The sequence below is a fragment of the Pseudomonas koreensis genome, from assembly GCF_024169245.1.
In the GTDB taxonomy this organism is placed as follows: domain Bacteria; phylum Pseudomonadota; class Gammaproteobacteria; order Pseudomonadales; family Pseudomonadaceae; genus Aquipseudomonas; species Aquipseudomonas koreensis_F.
In genome coordinates, this window is record NZ_JALJWP010000001.1 from 4,137,293 (window position 1) to 4,152,123 (window position 14,831).

At 60.8% G+C, this 14,831-nt stretch carries 12 protein-coding genes; 10 read left to right on the forward strand and 2 right to left on the reverse strand.

The genetic code is table 11. The features are described from left to right. The first annotated feature begins 80 nt into the window (after positions 1 to 80). From J2Y90_RS26750 to J2Y90_RS18440, 10 genes are all read left to right on the forward strand, one after another. Entirely contained in the window at positions 81 to 692 is a 612-nt protein-coding gene (locus J2Y90_RS26750; RefSeq protein ID WP_080902524.1) for a transposase, read from the forward strand. 54 nt (positions 693 to 746) lie between these two features. Then, on the forward strand, positions 747 to 2,345 hold the full coding sequence (locus tag J2Y90_RS18400; RefSeq protein ID WP_253501480.1) for a ShlB/FhaC/HecB family hemolysin secretion/activation protein: 1,599 nt from the start codon (positions 747 to 749) through the stop codon (positions 2,343 to 2,345). 12 nt (positions 2,346 to 2,357) lie between these two features. Next, complete coding sequence (locus J2Y90_RS18405) at positions 2,358 to 4,157, forward strand: DUF2341 domain-containing protein (RefSeq protein WP_253501483.1); 1,800 nt, start codon at positions 2,358 to 2,360, stop codon at positions 4,155 to 4,157. Between the two features lie 11 nt (positions 4,158 to 4,168). Next, positions 4,169 to 4,594 carry an ExbD/TolR family protein gene (locus J2Y90_RS18410; RefSeq protein ID WP_003201710.1) on the forward strand — a complete coding sequence of 142 codons (426 nt, stop codon included), beginning with the start codon at positions 4,169 to 4,171 and terminating at the stop codon, positions 4,592 to 4,594. Positions 4,595 to 4,597: 3 nt separating this feature from the next. Continuing rightward, positions 4,598 to 5,302 (forward strand): energy transducer TonB family protein, encoded by a 705-nt coding sequence (locus J2Y90_RS18415; protein ID WP_110646559.1) that lies wholly within the window; start codon positions 4,598 to 4,600, stop codon positions 5,300 to 5,302. Positions 5,303 to 5,339: 37 nt separating this feature from the next. Next, entirely contained in the window at positions 5,340 to 7,037 is a 1,698-nt protein-coding gene (locus J2Y90_RS18420; protein ID WP_253501486.1) for a putative porin, read from the forward strand. Between the two features lie 17 nt (positions 7,038 to 7,054). After that, a complete protein-coding gene (locus tag J2Y90_RS18425; RefSeq protein ID WP_253501489.1) occupies positions 7,055 to 7,684 on the forward strand; it encodes a DNA repair protein in 630 nt (209 codons plus the stop codon). Between the two features lie 17 nt (positions 7,685 to 7,701). Further along, a complete protein-coding gene (locus tag J2Y90_RS18430) occupies positions 7,702 to 8,172 on the forward strand; it encodes a YbjN domain-containing protein (protein WP_253501492.1) in 471 nt (156 codons plus the stop codon). After that, positions 8,169 to 9,110, forward strand: coding sequence for a peptidylprolyl isomerase (locus J2Y90_RS18435; RefSeq protein WP_253501495.1), 942 nt, complete (start codon positions 8,169 to 8,171; stop codon positions 9,108 to 9,110). The genes J2Y90_RS18430 and J2Y90_RS18435 overlap by 4 nt, the downstream gene beginning before the upstream one ends. 145 nt (positions 9,111 to 9,255) lie before the next feature. Then, positions 9,256 to 10,236: a LysR family transcriptional regulator gene (locus J2Y90_RS18440; protein ID WP_253501498.1), complete on the forward strand. Its 981-nt coding sequence runs from the start codon at positions 9,256 to 9,258 to the stop codon at positions 10,234 to 10,236. Between the two features lie 215 nt (positions 10,237 to 10,451). On the opposite strand, the gene J2Y90_RS18445 is transcribed toward J2Y90_RS18440, so the two are convergent. Both J2Y90_RS18445 and J2Y90_RS18450 read right to left on the reverse strand, forming a co-directional pair. After that, entirely contained in the window at positions 10,452 to 10,811 is a 360-nt protein-coding gene (locus J2Y90_RS18445; protein WP_253500427.1) for a DUF6124 family protein, read from the reverse strand. Positions 10,812 to 11,288: 477 nt separating this feature from the next. Further along, positions 11,289 to 14,642, reverse strand: coding sequence for a hypothetical protein (locus tag J2Y90_RS18450; protein WP_253501501.1), 3,354 nt, complete (start codon positions 14,640 to 14,642; stop codon positions 11,289 to 11,291). Positions 14,643 to 14,831 lie beyond the last annotated feature (189 nt).

A 14,831-nucleotide genomic window follows, 5' to 3' on the forward strand; every position in this document is an offset into this window, starting at 1 on the left:
CGGTCATGCCTGTGTAACGCGCTTGAGGGGCCTTTCGGGGCGCACTTTGCAAGCCGAGGCGGGACGCCGGGAGTGAGGCAATGGGGACTATGGAACGCTATTCGAAAGTGGGCATGCAGGAGCTCGATCAACGCCTGTCGAAGATCGTCGAAGCCGCGCGCAAGAAGCCGGTTTCGGTGTATCGCTACGGCGCGCCGTGGGTCTGGATCGTCTCGCAGGAGGACTGGCAGGGTGCTCTGAAAGAAGTGTCCAGCTACATTCCGCCGGGCCATTCGCTGGTGTTGTTGCGCCCGCAGATCGACGATCTGCTCGACGCTCACCAGGATCTGCTGCGCGACCTGAACGCCGCGCCCGGCATGCTTATTCCCGCGCAAACGGTCATGCACATCCTGCTCCTGCAACTGCTGTATTCGGTGCCCAGCGAACAGCAACTCTATGAACAGCTCAACTACAACCTGCTGTTCCGCTGGTTCGTCGGTCTCGGCCTGAACCAGAAAGTCTGGAGTTTCACTGCCCTCAGTCGCGACATCGCCACGTTGCTCAACGAGCCGCGCGCGGTGCTGCTGATTCAGAAAATCATCGGCGAAGTGTTCTGCGGTGCCTTGCTGCAAATGCCCGAGTTCTCGCTGAACTTCGCGCTGTTGCACACCTGGCTGGGCAAGCACGCGTGCGCCACAACGATCAGCAATTGACGCATCACACCGGGCGCTAACGCCCACAGGTCATCGCGAATTTCAGGGGGTAGTGTGGAACGGATTTTCACGTCACGGCTGGCGCTGTGGGGCTGGCTGCTGGTGACGGCAGGCGCGCAGCCGGCGCTGGCCGAGGAGGGCACAGAAACGCCCGCCGCGCAGCGTCTGGTCGACGTTAACGAATACTTCGTGCGCGGCAACACCGTGCTCGATGCGCGGGCGATCGAAGAAGCGGTCTACCCGTTTCTCGGCCCGCAAAAAGCCTTGAGTGACATCGAAGGCGCCCGCGATGCATTGCAGAAGGCCTATCAGGAACGCGGCTATCAATCGGTATTTGTCGAGCTGCCCGAGCAGGCCGTGGCCGATGGCATCGTCTATCTGCAAGTCAGCGAAACCAAGGTCGGCCGAGTGCGCGTGGTCGGCGCCAAACACTATTCGCCGCTGGACATTCGCGACAACGTCCCGGCGCTGAAAGAAGGCGAGGTGCCGGACTTCGCCAAGGTTCAGGGCGAACTGGCGCAGCTCAACAAGACCCCGGGCCGTCAGGTCATGCCACTGGTGCGCGAAGGTCAGCGGCCCGGCACCATGGACGTCGATCTGCAGGTCGAAGACCAGAACCCGTGGACGGCCAGCGTCGGACTCAATAACGATTACAGCGCCGATACCGAAAAGCTGCGCACGGTCACCAGCCTTGGCTACAACAACCTCTGGCAGCTCGGCCACAGTGTCAACTTGACGTTCTTCACCGCACCCCAGGAAACCGATAACGCCAAGGTCTGGTCGGGCTCCTACACCGCGCCGCTGGACGAGCGCTGGAGCGTGCAGTTCTCCGGTTACCAGTCCGACAGCAACGTCGCCACCATCGGCGGCAGCAACGTCCTCGGCAAGGGGCATTCCTACGGTGTCGCGGCGATTTATACGCTGCCCTCGAGCGGCAACTGGTCGAACTCGCTGTCGGCCGGCATCGACTTCAAGGACTTCGACGAGCGTCTGAGTCTGTCCGGCGAAAGCGACAAGGTGCCGCTCAAATACGCGCCATTCACCTTCGCCTACAACGGCTATCGCTACAGCGAAAAGAGCCAGCTCGGCCTCGGCCTGAGTCTGGTTGCCGCTACCCGCAGCGTATTCGGCTACGGCAGCGACGACGATGATTTCGACTACAAACGCTACCGCGCCAAACCGAGTTTCGCCGTGCTCAAGGGCGACACCAATTACACCTGGACCTTCGACAACGACTGGCAGAGCGCAAGCAAAGCGGCGTTCCAACTGGCCTCGGGTCCACTGGTTTCCAACGAACAATTCTCCGCCGGTGGCGCCACCTCGGTGCGTGGCTACCTCGCTGCCGAGCGCACCGCCGATGACGGCTACCTGCTCAGCCAGGAATTGCGCACGCCGTCGCTGGCGAAATTCGCCGGCACGTGGATGCAGGACTGGCGCTTCTACGCCTTCGCCGAGGGCGCGCAGTTGTACCTGCGCGACGAACTGCCGGATCAGGACGCCAATTACGCTCTGGCCAGCGTCGGCCTCGGCACCCGCGCCAGCCTCAGTAAATGGCTGTCCGGCAGCCTCGACTGGGGCTACCCGCTACTCGAAGGGCCGAACACCTCGAAACAGGAATCGCGCCTGCACTTCAACCTTCAAGCCACTTTCTAACGGAGCACGTCCATGCAACGCCTTTTCCTTTCGTTGTTGATCTGCCTGGGCTTCGTGCTCCCGGCCACGGCCCAGGCCTGGTGGCAGGACGACTGGCATTACCGTAAACAGATCGCCGTCGACACCACCCCGCAAGGCGCGGCGATCAATCAGGCCCTTGGCCGCACCGCGCTGCTGGTGCGCCTGCACACCGGCAACTTCACCTTCGACGGCGTGAAAGAGGACGGCTCGGATCTGCGCTTCGTCGCCGCCGATGACAAGACTGTGCTCAATCACCAGATCGAAAGTTTCGACGCGCTGATGGGCATGGCGCTGATCTGGGTCGATGTGCCGAATGTCGAGGGTGGCCAGCGGCAGGACATCTGGATGTACTACGGCAATCAGAAAGCCCCGGCTACCGGCAACGGCCAACTGACCTTCGATCCGAGTTACACCGCGCTGTATCACTTTGACGGCGCCACCGGCACCCCGGCGAAAGACACCACGGCGTACGGCAACACCGCGCAAAGCGCGACCGGCACAGCGATCGACGGCGTAGTGGGGCGCGCCTTGCAGTTCAGCGGTCAGCCTTTGTTGCTGCCGGCCAGTCCGTCGCTGCAACACAACGTTGGCAGCGCGTTCACCTTCAGTGCCTGGCTGCGACTGGATCAGGCCAGTGGCGAGCAACTGATTCTGGCCCGTCGCGAGGGCACGCAAAGTCTGCTGGTCGGCGTCAACCAAGGCCTGCCATTCGTGGAGATCGACGGCCAGCGCGCCGCTGCCACCCAAGCGCTGACACCGGCGCAATGGCAACACGTTGCACTGACCGCCGAAGGTTCGAAAGTCACCCTGTACATCAACGGTCGCGAGAGCGCGGTGTTGGCTCAAGCGATGCCGGCGTTCAACTCGGTCATGGCCATCGGCGCCGATCTGCACGAAGGCGCGTTCCAGCCGTTCGCTGGCGCCATCGATGAACTGCGCCTGTCGAAAGTCGCCCGTCCGGCCGCGCTGTTGCTGGCCGACGCAACCTCGCAAGGCGCCGAGTCGAAACTGGTGGCTTACGGCGTCGATGAAGAACAGTCCGGGTTCGGTTTCGGCAGTCTCGGCTTCCTGCTCAATGCCGTGCCAATCGACGCCTGGGTGATCATTGCCGTGCTGGTGCTGATGATGTTCCAGTCGTGGATCATCATGCTGCGCAAGAACCGCAGCCTCAGCCGCGTCACTGCTGCCAACGAAGACTTCCGCGTGCAATTCGCCAAGGTCGGCACGCGTCTGGAAATGTTCGCCGACGACGCGCAACTGGCCCAGCGCCTGCAGCACTCGTCGTTGTGGCGCCTGTATCTGGTGGCGGTCAAAGAGATCCGCACTCGCCGCGAGCAGGGCGCGGATACCTCTTCGGTTTCTGCCGCGACCATCGAAGCCATCCGCTGCTCGATGGACGGCGTGCGCACCCGCGAAAACCAGCAGTTGAGTTCGAAACTCTCGACCCTGTCCAACGCCATCGCCGGCGGCCCGTACATCGGCCTGCTCGGCACGGTATTGGGGATCATGGTGGTGTTCCTCGGCACGGCGATGGCCGGCGACGTCAACATCAATGCCATCGCGCCGGGCATGGCCGCCGCGTTGCTCGCCACCGCCATGGGTCTGTTCGTCGCGATCCCGGCGCTGTTTGGCTACAACCGCCTGATCACCCGCAACAAGGAAGTCAGCGCCGACATGCGCGTGTTCGTCGACGAGTTCATCACCCGTCTGGCGGAGATGCACGGCGAGAGCCAGTTCAGTGAGGCGTCGCACCAGCGCGGCCATCACGTCAACCACTCCGTACCGGCCTGAGGAGCACTGTCATGGCGTCCGTAAATGCCTCCCACGACGATGATGACGATGCTGCGGTGGACAGCATCAACATCACTCCGCTGGTCGACGTGCTGATGGTGGTGCTGGTGATGTTCATCCTCACCGCCACCGCGCAGGTCTCCGGCATTCAGATCAACCTGCCCAAGGCCAGCGCTTCGGTGTCGCTGTCGGAGGCCAAGACCAAGGCGATCTCGGTCAACGACGGCGGCCAGGTGTTTCTCGATGCCTATCCCGTGACGTTGGCGGAGCTGGAAGAACGCCTGCGCATCGAGAAAGCGCAGAGCCCGGATTTTCCGGTGATTGTGCGTGGCGATGCGACGGTGCAGTACCAGAAAGTCATCGAAGTGCTCGACCTGCTGCGCCGGCTCGAACTGTCCCAGGTCGGTCTCGTTACCGGCAAACCGAGTCAGGGCTGAGTCATGACCGCACAACTCCCGATCGAACCGCCGCCCGTGAAAAAGTCGCCGTTGCGCTATGTGAAGTGGGGCGCCGGATTGCTGGTCGCCGCGCTCGCCGCGTGGTTCCTCTGGCAGTGGGCCAACGACATGGCCGGCGTGCGCCGCGAAGCGCCGAAGGTGCCGACGATCATTCCGTTGCCGCCACCGCCACCACCGCCGCCGGAGAAACCGCCGGAGCCGGAAACCCCGGTGGAAGAAAAAGTCGTCGAGCCCGAGCCAACCCCCGAGCCGGAAGAGGTCAAGCCCGAGGAAGAGGCGCCGCCATCGCCGGCGGACGATCTGGCCAACCCGATGCAAATGGACGGCGACGCGCAGGCCGGTAGCGACGCTTTCAATATCGGCGCGGGCAAGGGCGGCGGCATGGCCGGCGCGGGTGGCGGGCGCTTGGGCACGGGCACTTACAGCCAGTTTCTTGCGTTCACTTTTCAGCGTTTGCTGCGCGAGAACCCCGACCTGCGCAACCTCGCGTTCTCGCTGCAGGCTGATGTCTGGCTGAGCAGCGTCGGCGAGATCACCCGTGTCGAGCTGATCAAGTCCAGCGGCAACCCGCAAATCGATACCCAGGTGCTGGCCGCTTTACGCGGTGCACCGGCCCTCAGCGAACGGCCTCCGGCCTCTATCACTTTACCTGTGCGCTTGTCCCTGCAAGGGCGGCGTCCGGGCTAACCCATTTTCAAGCTTCGGCAAAAGGAGTTGTGTGCAGATGATTTCCAATGTGAATCGATTGTCCCTGGCGGTCGGCATGGTCATTGCGACCCTGGTCGGTCAGGCCGTGGCAGCGCCCGCACCGTCGGAGAACGCCACGATCAATCTGATCCGCTTGCTGGTCGAGCAGGGCATTCTGAAACAGGACAAGGCCGACGCGCTGATCGCCCAGGCGCAGAACGAAGCCGCGCAGGCGAAACAGGCTGCCGCGTCCACTGCCGTAGCGGCTGGACCGGTCGCCGCGCCGGGAGATGTGCGCGTGCAGTACGTGCCGGCAGCGGTGCGTGACCAGATCCGCGATCAGGTCAAAGCCGAGGTCATGGCCACCGCCAAACAGGAAAACTGGGCATCGCCGAATACCTTCCCGGACTGGGCCTCGCGCATCAGCTTCGACGGCGACATTCGTCTGCGCGACGAGTCGCGTTACTACTCGGGCAACAACAGCAACGAAATCGTCGACTTCGCCAAGCTCAACAACAACGGCCCGTACGACGTAAACCCGAATAGCAGCACCAGCCTGCCGCCGTTGCTCAACACCCGCGAAGACCGCGAAAACCTCTTTCGCCTGCGCGCACGTCTGGGCATGAAAGCGGTGATCTCGGAGGAGTGGACCGCCGGCATTCGCATCGGCACCGGTTCGGACAACAACCCGGTATCGACCACGCAGAACCTCGGCGGCGGTTTCGCCAAGAAAGACATCTGGCTCGATCAGGGTTACCTGACCTGGAAGCCGATGGATGAACTGACGCTGACTGGCGGGCGCTTCGCCAATCCGTTCATGTCCACCGACATGCTCTATTCCAACGATCTGAATTTCGACGGTGTGGCGGCGATTTTCGATCACAAGCTCAATCGTGATTGGGGCGTGTTCGGCACCGTCGGCGCGTTCCCGGTGGATTACACCAACGACACGACCAGCAGCAACGGCTTCGACAAGGAAGAGAGCGACAACAAGTGGCTGTACGGCGCGCAATTCGGCGCGAAATGGGCGATCAACAGCAACAACCGCCTCAAAGGTGCGCTGGCCTATTACCGCTTCGACGACATTCAGGGCCAGCGCTCCAGCCCTTGCGAACCGTGGGCCGGCGCGCCGGGCTGCGACAGCGACGGTACTCGCGCGGCGTTCATGCAGAAGGGCAACAGCGTGTTCCTGCTGCGTGACATCACGCCGAACCCGCTCAACCCAAGCGCCACGCCGCAGCCGCAATTCGTCGGTCTCGCCTCCGAATTCAATCTGCTCGACCTCAATATGGTCTGGGATGCCGATCTGCCGCAGGACTTCAAACTGCGCAGCCAGGGTAATTACATCCACAACCTCAGCTACGACGAAGGCGACATGCGCAAGCGCTCCGCTGGGCAGATCGTCAACAACCTCGACAGCAACGGCGAAATAGAAAGCGGCGCCAATGCGTGGATGGTGCAGTTCACCCTCGGCAACGCGCTGGACCTCAAGCGCAAGGGCGACTGGAACCTGTTCGCCGGTTACAAGTACATCCAGCCGGATGCCTTGCCGGACGGCTTCAACGACTCGTCATTCCATCTCGGCGGCACCAACGCCAAGGGCTATTTCATGGGCGGCAACTACGGCCTGGCGAAGAACGTTTCCGCCACCGGCCGCTGGATGAGCACCGAAGCGGTGTACGGCGCGCCGTTCGACATCGACGTCTTGCAGCTTGAGATCAACACGCGCTTCTAAGGCGCCGGGAGAGCTTTATGAACACGCGTTTTCTGGCGCTGGGCCTCGGGTTGCTGATCGCCACCGGGGCGAGCGCAGAAGGTATGGAAGAGCGCTTGCGCACGCAATTGCGCAGTACCACCCAGCAATTGCAGGCCCTGCAAAGTCAGCAGGCCCAGGCCAGTGCCGCGCAACTGGCGGCGCAGAACGAAGCCAAGGCTGCGCAGGCGCAAATCAAGCAATTGACTGCCGAACTGGCTAAAGCCAAAGGCCTCGCCGAGCAATTGGCCGGGCAGCAACAAAGCCTGCACAGCCAGGCCCAAGCGCAAGTCGCGGCCAGCGCTGAGCAGACCGGCAAGTTCAAAAAGGCCTATGACGATTTACTGGTTCTTGCCCGCGGCAAAGAAGCCGAACGCGCGAAGCTGCAAGCGCAACTGGCGGAACGTGACACACAAGTGCAGCAATGTTCAGCCAAGAATCAGCAAATGTACGGCGTCGCCAAACAGATTCTCACGGCCTACGAAAACATCGATGTCGCCGAGGTGATGAAGATTCGCCAGCCCTTCGCCGGCAGTGCCCGGGTCAAGTTCGATGAACTGGCGCAGGGTTTCGGCGACGAGCTCTACAAGACTCAATTCGACGCACCGCAAGCCGCGATCGCTCACTGATAACAAGGAAGAAAGTCATGACTCAATTGATCACCCACGTTTCCCCGCAATCGCTGACCGAGGTTTTGCAAGCCGCCGGTTACCGCGTCAACCCGAGCGAACAGAACGGCATCGTCCAGTTGCTCAGCGCCAGCCAAGGCATCGGTTATGCCGTGCGTTTCGGCAACCCGGCGCTGGAGCAGGGCAGCTTCGTCGACTTCACGTTCAGCTGTGCGCTGCGCGTGCAGGGTGATCTGCCCGAGGGCATAGCGGAGCAATGGAATGCGACGCGGCGGTTTGCGCGGCTGTCGTTGCAAGGCGAGTTTCTGGTCATGGAAATGGACGTGGTCGTGGCGGCGGGTGTGAGCAATGAGCACCTGCGCGGCAACCTCGAATTGTGGGATCGGCTGTTGCAGGAGTTCATCGTTTACCTCCGTGATTTCAGCCAGACCGCGGGTGCGCAAACCGCAAAAGCCACTGTCGCCGAAGCAGAGGAAGTCGCGCTGTGAAAAAGCCTGCCATGATGATCGGCGCCGGAGCGCTGGCGTTGTTGGTGGTGGCCGTAGCGCTGGTGCTGCGGCCGGGGAGTGACCCAGTCGCCGCCCAGCAGCCGTCGCCGGTGGCGGCGGTTGCAGCCGGGCCAGCCGTGGCGCGGTTGGGCAATCAGCAGGTTTCGCCTGAAGAATTGCAGGCGCTCCTGGCCGCCGTCCCTGCGCAAACCCGTGAACAGTTGCGTGGCAATCGTGAGGCGCTGGAGCGCTGGATTCGAACGCGTCTGGCCGAGAAAGCCGTGCTGGAACAGGCTGATGCACAGGGTTGGGCGCAGCGCCCCGAGGTTGCCCGGCAGACCCGTGCAGCCACTGAGCAGATTGTATTTCGTGATTATTTGCGTTCGGTGAGTCAGGTGCCGGCGGAGTATCCGAATGCGACTGAGCTGCAGCAAGCGTATGACGCCGGAAAGGCCAATTGGCAGACGCCGGCGCTGTACCGGGTCAGCCAGATATTCCTTGGCGTGAATGATCCGCAGGCTCTGGACGCCGTGCGCAAACAGGCTACGGAATTGAGCAAAAAAGCTCAGTCTGCACCGGGCGAATTTGCGGCATTGGCTACGCAATATTCGCAGGATCGGGTTACGGCAGAGCGGGGCGGTGATAGCGGGCTGCAACCGTTGCAGCAACTGGTGCCGGAAGTACGCGGCGCCGTGGCCCGACTCAAGGTTGGCGCCGTGTCCGATCCTGTGCAAAGCGCCGCCGGCTTCCACGTGATCAAACTCACCGAACAACAACCGGCCCGCACCGCGACCCTAGATGAACTGCGCGATCAATTGACCCAGGCCCTGCGTGCACAACGCCAGGACCAGATCGCCCAGGCGTATCTGGACGGCATGCTCAACACCGCGACCCTGAGCATCGATGGTGCTGAACTGAATAAGATAATAGGCAACTGACACACATCGATCCTGTAGGAGCTGTCGAGTGCAACGAGGCTGCGATCTTTTGACCTTGCTTCTGAAGATCAAAAGATCGCAGCGTGCCGCAGCTCCTACAAAGAATTGCGTCACGACAACAACATAGATCGACAGGGAGTCATCAATGTCATTCACCGAACCCGCAGGACGCCCGGGCGCCGCTGATTACCACTCGCCTCAATCCAGCCCCGAATCCTGGCTCAACCAAGCGGCGACCATCGACAACGAAGTCGCCCAATACTTCCTGGTCAGCGCCCGCTGCGGCTGCTTCATGCAAGCCGCGCGCAGCCTCAACGTGCGCTCGACTCTGCTGCGCAAACAACTCGCGCAACTCGAACAGCAACTGCAACACAGCCTGTTCAGTTTTCAGGGCAGCGCCCTCAGCCTGACCCGCGAAGGCCAACAGTTGCAGGCCCGACTCATCACTCTGGCCCACGAACGCAAACTCCCGGTCATCGAACAACCGCTGATTCGCCTCGCCATCGCCGAGTCCATCCTCCACGACATCATCGGCCGCGACCTCATCGCATTGCTGCGGCGCAACGCCAGCCTGCGCCTGGAAATCATCGCCCTCGACAGCGAGCTGTCGCTGCGCGCGGTCAGCGCCGACATCGTTCTCTGGCTCGCCCCAGGCGAAACGCCACACCCTGGCCCAGCCTTCGCCACCAGCGAACCGCAAAGCCTCGCGCGGATCGAGTATCAGCCGCACATTGCCAAGCGCTATTCACGGGTGACTGCGCGACCGGAAGCGCCGGATGATCTGGCGGATTTCATGCTGGTGCAGTGGCAGCATGATCGGCGCGTTGAGAGTTTTCGGCCGTGGAATGAATTGCTCGAACAACGGTTGGCCGGTGTGGTGCAGATGCAATCTTATGAATTGATGTTAGAGATGATCCGCTGTGGCGCCTGCATTGGCTTGCTGCCGGCATACATGAGCCGCTTCGACCGAGGCCTCATCGCACTGCCCGGATTATTCGCCGAGGCGATGCAGCTCCATGCTTGGCTCGCCGTCAACACCGACTCGCAAAATTCCCCCGAAATCCAGGCCCTCACCGACCTCATCCAGCAAACCTTCAACGAACGCCACGAATGGTTCCAGCCTTGACCCGATCCCCTGTAGGAGTGAGCCTGCTCGCGAATGCAATCCACCAGTCGACGTTTCAGTGACTGACCCACCGCCTTCGCGAGCAAGCTCGCTCCCACAAATTCGGCGGTGGAACCGCTGCTGCGTGAGCGACACGAATCCCCTGTGGGAGCGGGCTTGCCCGCGAAGGCGTCGGCGGCGACAGCGCCTCACTCAAAGCCTGTCACAGAGGCCCGCTACTGCGGCAACTCCAGATTATCCAGCACCCTATTCACGGCCAACTCCCCGAGCATGATCAGCTGCGCAATGCCCATCAGCGTCCGCCGTTGCGACGGTTTCACCAGCCCGGCAAATTCCTGAGCGATGGTTTTGGCCGAGGCGAGGGTTTCGCAGGCGTTGGCCAGCAGGTCTTCGTTTTTGGTGTCGGCGGTGACGGCGTACATCGCGCGGGGGCTGTAGGGCGGTGGCGTGGAGCCGGGTGGGCAGAGGTAGTGGTCGAGGGCGCGGTCGGCGGCTTCGTGGAGTTTTTTTGAGTCGAGGGATTCGTAGGGGGAGGTGGGGTCGGTTTCGGGCGGGTTGGGTGTGGGTTTGATCATGGTGAAGCTCCTTGATGAATGGAGCTGCCACCGTTCGCGGTCAAACAAACAGGGTGGCAGCCGTACGCGGGTTGACCGACCGGACATCAAGGACTCCGGCACACCCGAAGGTGTCCCACGCACAGCCGCCGCGACATGATTTCAGACAAAGCCTGAACACGTGCAGAGCGCTGATGCGCCTTGATGTTGGGCGGACGGTCAAATCCGATCACTGATTCGTCAGCGACCGCACCACAATAGAACCCGTCCCCAAGGCGCACAAGCCGGCGGATTCTGGCTTGGCTGTAGGTATTGGCGCAAGGATTTGTAGCCTTGATACCGTGTCTGCAGGTGTCTTTTAAACTCTTCGTTTAAAAAGCAAAAGATCGCAGCCTTCGGCAGCTCCTACGGGAAGACGTAATCCCTAGAGCTACAGAAGGCTTAGGTTCTTTAGCATTTCAATACTGGTTAAAATAAATCCGTCCACAAATCATTAAATTATTGATCCCATTTAATGTCGTCGATATAGAAGCCCCAGTCTGGTGTTGGAAATTCCTCCAAAAAGGATTGGATCTCAAAAGAAGCGATGTAATCGCCTGGTGAAGCTGTGAATTTGTAATTGATGCCAATACCTGTGTGTTCTTCTGGAAGTTTATCTGTTTTGATTGGCCGATTATTGATGTCATATATTGTGATTTCATTGAGTGATGTGTGAAGGTAAATAATATTAAACTCAATGTTTTTAGCTGCGCCCGCCCAGCTAAATCTTCCTTTAGAGTGCTCAGTGAAAAACATTGTCGATATTCCTGCACCTGTACCCGATGGATTACGTATCAGTGAGAGGTGCTGTTTCTCTGAAATACCGCCACCCAACAAAGTAAATGTCAAGCCGCTATTAAACGTAACAGGTATATCAACGGTAAAAATCCTGGGCGACTCATCTTCCCAATTTTCGAAACCTGCAGCTATCTCAGCTACGAACAGATTACATACATTCGATTCCACCAACTCCACCGGATAAAGCGCTTTGGCATACAACTGGCGATCGCCAAACGGCACAGTTATCAGGCATTCCCATTCTCCCGTCACGGCGTCGACATCGGCCATGCCCTTTAACACTGCACTTGTACCGCTGCCGTCATAAATCTCGACTTTTTCACCTTTGCTCGCCGTTCCTTTGAGAACTAACGTGGTGCTTACAGTCGTTCTCCCTTCTGGAATCTCGATGCCCTTATCGTCCAGCACATTATCAAGTGTTGGTTGCACATACTCCACAGCCTTGATCGTATATGCCTTCACCGGCCCGACAATCGCATCCGCTTCGACCTGACTCAATGTCAGGGCCAGTTTGTAATGCAATTCCAGCACCGTGCCGTGTCCCAGATCCTTCAGATAACTGTAGGGAATGGGCTGGTCATATTTTCCGGTGTCGATCCAGGTCTGGTTGACAGCGGCGCCTGGCACATTCCATAGCACATGATTGTGCTCACCCCCTTGAGCATTCTTGCCCTTGAGCACCAGCCAGACGGGCTGACCGGCCTTCATGAACGCCCACACCCCGGCGCGGACTGTGCCGCCCGCCGTGACCTTGGCCAGTTCCAGTTCATTGCCATCCGCCTGGACGATGCTGAGCTTGTCCAGCTCCGCAGCGGGCAGCGGTGTGACCGTTACCGTGAGCGGTAGCGATGGGACTTTGCTCGTTCCCTGGGTCACTTCGTACTGGAGCGTGAAGGTCTTCGCCGCATTGCCGATGTTGGCGGCAATCGCTTCGGCAGGAATCAGGAACTCGACACTGCCGCTGGCCACGCCTGGCTTGGGCGAGATGGCCGGAGAGCCGCCACCGGGCGTACCGGTCATGGTCAGTTGAATGCTGTGTGTGTCGTTCATGCCGGTGTAGGCCACGATGACCCGGCCACCGTTTTGCGCATCGAGTGGTGCCAACGTCACACTTGCGCCGGTGCCTGCGGCTTGCGGCATTTGTGGCAGTGGCAAAGGATTTTCCAGCGCCACCCCAACACTGAACGTCAGCGAATTGGAATAACTCGTCCCGTCTGCCGCGCGTTTGATCTCGTACCTGGCCTCGACCGTTCCGCCTTCATTGCCCTTGATCACCGTGGCCGGGATCGTGAACGGTACTCGCTGACCGGCGGTGAATTCGTTCAGCTTGATCGAATCGGGATACTCGCCGGTGATCGAGCCGATCCAGAACATGAACACTTCGTCACCGCTGACCGTTTCCGTGTACACCACGGTCAGGGTGGTGCCGGCGGTGTCGGCGGGCAGGACGCCGTCCACCACGCCGGCCACTTCCGGTTCGGGCAGTTCCAGGCGGGGTTCGCCGATTTGCAGGATTTCAGTGTGGATCGACTCGCGAATGGCCCGGGTGGCCTCGTACGGGTTGAGCGTGGCGAGCACCGTCTCGGCGATCAATTGCTGGTAGTAGAACTCCGCCGTGCCGCCGTTGACCGGGGCCAGGTGTTTGCCGTCGATGTTGTACAGCAGCGGTTGGGCCGCGACGATGTCGTTACGGGTGATGGGACGTAAGGGCAGGTCAGGCAGGTAGTGACCGAGGTTGGACCTGGTGCCGAGCATGAATATCTTGAGGACTTGGCCTTGGGCAAAGGATTTGTCGAAGGGGATCTCGAGGCGAATCTGAGGCAGTGCGGGGTCCAGCGCCCCGGAGTCCTCGTCCAGCATGATCGGCGCGGCCAGTCGCTGGACTTCGCCGATGGCGGTGATGAACTGGCTTTTGGAATGCCGATGGGGAGGGCTGTCGGCTTTTTTCACGCTGCAGGACAAGGAGAATGTTTTTGTTGCCAGCTGCATCAGCGCTGCGTTGGGCAGTTCGAGTTCGACCACACTCGGCAGGTTGTCCAGCGGTTTGCTTTCCACGTTGAAGTCAATCGGTGCGCCCTCGGTCGGCGTGCCTTTGACCCGCACAATGATGATGTCGCCCAGCTCGAATTCCGACTTCGAGGTGGGGACTTGTGCCGTCCCCGGCTTGCCCGCGAGGGCGTCCAGATCCAGCTCATTGTTTTTGGCTTCCTTGAGTATCGGGGCGTCCAGCCGGGTCGCATCGACGGCCACCACGATGCGCTGTTCGGGGCTCCAGTCTTCGGAGCGATTGAGCACCTTGTCATACACCTCGAACGCCACGGCCACACCGGGAGAATCCGCATCACCGGCCTCGCGGATGACGGCTTCGGTAATGGTCACGATGACCGGCACCTTGCCTTCAGCCTGTTCCTGAGTCAGCGGCTCACTGAACACGAAGATCCCGCCCCAACTGATGCGACAGACATCGCCCGCCGCCGCGTACGGGTAGGGCGCTGTGCCAGCGGTCTTGCCAAGGGTGATCGGCACGCCAGCGGCGACGTTGTCCTTGTCGATACCGCCGTCAACGATCTCCTTGGGAATCGTCATGATCAGCTTGGAATGCCCGATTTCACCATTGTCATCGTGCCCGCCCGGACGCGTGAGCTTGACCAGCACTTGCATGACTTCGGACGGCTGATCCGTGCCGCCCAGCGGCTTGACCACATAGGACACCGCGAACGAGCCATTGACCATGTGCTGGGGGGGCACGAACATGCGCAGCTGCTTGCCGACCTCGGTCTTGTCGACGGTTTCCACCCAGGCGTTCTCCCCGGTGCCCCAGAAGATCGTCAACTTGTCGCCAACCGCCATGTTCCCCCACGGCCCCGCCTGGCACAGCAGACCGTGAAGGGGAAAACTGCCCAGCGCGGTCGCGATGTTGATGCCCCAGATAATGGGAACCGCCGACACCGGTTCTTTGCTGCGACCGGGGATGTCGAGTTCCTTGAGGAGCAGGGGGCTGTTGGGGCTGGGCATGGCGCTGACTCTGTGAGGGAAAGGGACAGCGTGAGTTAACGCGCGTTGAAGGGATTGCGCACCTGTCAGAGTTGACAGGTGCGCACGGGTATCCGACGAGCGGTCGCCTTCACGAGCGGGCTCGCTCCCACAGGTCCGGCGGTGTCAATGCAGCTTTGTGATCGACACCGATTCCTGTGGGAGCGTGCT